This is a genomic window from Nostoc sp. CHAB 5715 (assembly GCF_020829685.1).
Lineage (GTDB): Bacteria > Cyanobacteriota > Cyanobacteriia > Cyanobacteriales > Nostocaceae > Nostoc.
This window is the reverse complement of the sequence record NZ_JAIVFR010000842.1, coordinates 1-3,342: the sequence shown is the minus strand read 5'-3', so window position 1 is coordinate 3,342 and position 3,342 is coordinate 1. Positions and strand designations below refer to the sequence as shown.

Here is a 3,342-nt window from a genome sequence, read left to right as displayed (position 1 = left end):
CGTTGATCGTGGTACTGCAACCGCACTTGTCACCATCGATTGTGGCACACAAAGCGCACTTGTCACCCACGTGTTAGCTCTTTAATAAAGGCTTGAATTGCTTTTCCGGCTGGTGATTGTCTGCCCATTTTCAGCTTGGCAAGAGTGCGATCGCGGATTGAGTCGATGTCTACAGAATTGTTTACAGGTGTAGACAGTGTAGCTGGTGACTGCCCAAGAGATGCAGCGTTATCTCTCAAGCGCTCAACTCCCCCAGGCGCTCATCGACTTCGTGCTTGATTTCGTTGATGCCTGTTGCCAGGTAAGCGGTATTAGCTGCGATCATCTCTTTCAATTGTTCAGAATTGGCGATCGCGTTTTCTACTTCTTGCTTAACCAATTCCTTTATGTCTACAGGTGTAGACAGATGAGTAGAGGTACTTGTAGACAGTCCTACGGATTTTGTGAGTATCCTTTGAGCCGTCTGGTTTAGGCTTTCTCCTTCTAACTGCAATCCTTCTAGCGCTTCTACAACTTCATCAGCCAAGCGAAACGAAAACTGTTTGCTGACCATAGCTTATACACTGAATACAACTGTCTACAATACTAGATGGTTTCAGAGTTCTTGTCTACAGTTTTGTTGACAGTCTGTATTCAGATATTGTATTCTAATTGTATACAGATGAATACAGTAGTGAGTTCAAGGAAAGCGAGTAAGTTCGTCGCGTCGCATCGCTCCCTAATTCTCCTACCCACAGATGATGGTTAAATGATCATCCCCGGACGATGAAGTACGATCGCGCTTTGAGGTTATCCCTCACCTCGACCGTTGCCGCGTTGCTCTCTGAGGTACTGCCAGATGCGGTCAATTTGCGATCGCCATTCAACGCGATCGGCGTTTAGTTCAGTTGTGAGGCGTTCAAAATTTTGCTGGTGAATTGTGGCGACTTGGAGTAGGGCTTCTGTGGTGGCCCGCAGTTCTGTAACCGAGGTGCGAAGGTCGGCGTTGACGGCGACTTGCCTATCTAGGGCGGCTTCGATGCGGTCTAGTCTCTCTTCACTCATGCTGCCCCCTTCTCTTTGGTGGCTTCCTCTTCCATTTGCTCTTTGACAGTGCCACTGAGAAGGAAAGCTGCAAGATTAGCCAATGATCTTCCTTCTTTGGCTGCACGTTCAACAATCCACTGATAAATTTCAGGTTCTAAAGTTACGGCTATTCGTCCTTTCCCGCTCATAGTTAACACTGTACGGTTCATTCCAATCATAACTTTTTGTACGGTTTGTACTCATAGAACTTAATGTGCTATCGTACCATGAGTACAGTTTGTGCAAACTGTACAGATAAAGACAAATAACATAACGCGCCCCGGCAGGAGAAACTACGACATCTCCCCCACCGGCACGACTTCGACCCAATCGTTTAACCGTTTAGCCGACGATTAGGAGGCATACAAATTATGCAACAAGCGCAGACCGCCAGCAATGACACTGTATCCGCTTTTCCTGTGAATGAAAGTAATGAATCTCTGGTTGCGATGGTGACAACCGCCCTGGATGAATGGAACATGATCCGGTACTACCATCAGCTTTTAGATTTTGAATGCAGTGAGACCCCAGATACTATGGAGTTGTTAACGAATTGTTACAAAACGCTTTCAGAACCGCACCGGGAAGAATTGCAACTAACCTTAACAGCGATCCATAAGCTGATTAACAGTAAGGGAACTGACACTAGGACTAGCAATTCCTCGTGTCATTGATGGAAAAGCAGTTATAGCAAGGGTTTACAAGATTTAGCATATTAGCCTCTTAACTAACCCGGAGTGTTAGGTGTACTTCTATATGAATTGCAACCTAACAACTTCTGAGACTTGTTGGGATACTGTTCGCCATAAACGGATGAAAACTAGTCATAGTAAGGATTATAAGATTTCGCAAATATTCGTACAGAAGCTTGGCATAAACGATTTTTCAATGGTTTCAAGGATATTTTGAGTAGCATTTGAGTAGCATTTGATCAACAGGATCTTGCCTAACTCTTGCCTAAATATTGCAATGGCATGTGCATTTTTAGCCGTGTATATGCACGGGCAAAACCTATTTGCCTGAGCGGAAAAGCTTACATATCTTATACAAGATGCAATTTGATTGATACGGAAATAAATGAGATGTATGCTTGATGAAGCGAATTTTATCAGTGAATTTTGGACTTACAGAAGTCCAAAATTCATACACAAGAACCAATAAAAAAAGTCTTGTAGTTGAAAGTTGCTAATAGTTTCAAAGCTCAATCGCCCCGCAAACCAGCCCCAGAACAACAAACAAGACAAAGAAAAACTGAATTAAGGCTATCAAGTTCTGGTGTGAGATAACAAGGGGCGATCGAGGATTGAACGGTTAGAGCTTTCGCTACTGGACTGAAAGTGATAATCCAGGGGAAAGACGATAAACGATGTCGAACAGTACTGTTGTCAATTCTACCAGTGTTGCCCCCCAGAGGACACAGAGGTATTACTTTATGTGCTACGACGTGATAGCGGCGTTTTTGGACAACGCGGATCAGGCTTTGATAATCCAGCGCTTGCATTACTGGCTCCAGAACGAAGAAGCTGGTTATCTCATGCAAGACGGCTGCAAGTGGATATTCAACGGTTATAAGGAGTGGCTAGAGCAGTTTACCTGGATGTCGATAGACCAGTTCGGTAGAAACGTCCGTCATCTGGAGAAGATTGGGTGGATAGTGACAGCGCGGTTTGACGAGCTAAAAAACGATATAGGCTTTGTGTCTAAACCGCCCCTGCTGCACTCCTACAATCGGCGCAAGTGGTACAGACTGAACTACCAAAAGATATTCGAGGATACAGGATTTGACCTGCTGTTTGAGAAATATGGCAAGGCTACGGGGGAAGCACCATTAAGAAAGGAAAAGCCACCCAAAAGCCTGAAACCCGCGCCGTTGTCGAATCTGCAAAATTGCAGATTGGCAGATGCGGATTTGCAGATGACAATCTGCGATATTGCAGATTCATCTATATACAAAGAAGATCCAAAGAACAACCAAATTAGAGAAGCGGTTGTTTTTGAAAAAAATGAGAACCAGGAAAAAGAATTATCCCCAGATAGTCCTGGAGTTGCCGAGGATGAGTTAGAGGCAATTGGCTCATTTTCTACCGATGATTTAAATGAAAGTCCCGCCTTGGGAGCCACAGACCCTAATGAGGGCAAATCTTCCGCCGCCGCCGCGCCCGACCTTTTAAAACCAAATCAATTAAAGTTGATGGGAGTTAAGCTTGACAACGAGGACTTGCTTCGTGCCGCCGCCTTGGTGAACCGTGATGACCTAGCGGATGCTGTAGAGGCGTT

7 protein-coding genes are annotated in these 3,342 nt (G+C 44.9%); 2 read left to right on the top strand and 5 right to left on the bottom strand.

Annotation, left to right across the window (positions count from 1 at the left end; translation table 11 throughout):
- Positions 1 to 62: 62 nt before the first annotated feature.
- The 4 genes from LC574_RS32260 to LC574_RS32245 all read right to left on the bottom strand — a co-directional run bounded on the left by LC574_RS32260 (position 63) and on the right by LC574_RS32245 (position 1,235).
- On the bottom strand, positions 63 to 239 hold the full coding sequence (locus tag LC574_RS32260; RefSeq protein WP_229457675.1) for a hypothetical protein: 177 nt from the start codon (positions 237 to 239) through the stop codon (positions 63 to 65).
- A complete protein-coding gene (locus LC574_RS32255; protein ID WP_229457674.1) occupies positions 236 to 553 on the bottom strand; it encodes a hypothetical protein in 318 nt (105 codons plus the stop codon). The genes LC574_RS32260 and LC574_RS32255 overlap by 4 nt, the downstream gene beginning before the upstream one ends.
- A gap of 236 nt (positions 554 to 789) precedes the next feature.
- Complete coding sequence (locus LC574_RS32250; RefSeq protein ID WP_229457673.1) at positions 790 to 1,044, bottom strand: hypothetical protein; 255 nt, start codon at positions 1,042 to 1,044, stop codon at positions 790 to 792.
- Positions 1,041 to 1,235, bottom strand: a complete 195-nt coding sequence (locus tag LC574_RS32245; protein WP_229457672.1) for a hypothetical protein — start codon at positions 1,233 to 1,235, stop codon at positions 1,041 to 1,043. The genes LC574_RS32250 and LC574_RS32245 overlap by 4 nt, the downstream gene beginning before the upstream one ends.
- 201 nt (positions 1,236 to 1,436) lie before the next feature.
- Between LC574_RS32245 and LC574_RS32240 the strand changes: the two genes are divergently transcribed.
- A complete protein-coding gene (locus tag LC574_RS32240; RefSeq protein WP_229457671.1) occupies positions 1,437 to 1,739 on the top strand; it encodes a hypothetical protein in 303 nt (100 codons plus the stop codon).
- 527 nt (positions 1,740 to 2,266) lie between these two features.
- Here LC574_RS32240 and LC574_RS32235 read toward each other — a convergent pair.
- Positions 2,267 to 2,566, bottom strand: coding sequence for a hypothetical protein (locus LC574_RS32235; RefSeq protein ID WP_229457670.1), 300 nt, complete (start codon positions 2,564 to 2,566; stop codon positions 2,267 to 2,269).
- On the opposite strand from LC574_RS32235, the gene LC574_RS32230 reads away from it, so the two are divergent.
- The coding region (locus tag LC574_RS32230) for a hypothetical protein (protein ID WP_229457669.1) at positions 2,546 to 3,342 on the top strand (797 nt) is incomplete at its 3' end. The genes LC574_RS32235 and LC574_RS32230 overlap by 21 nt on opposite strands.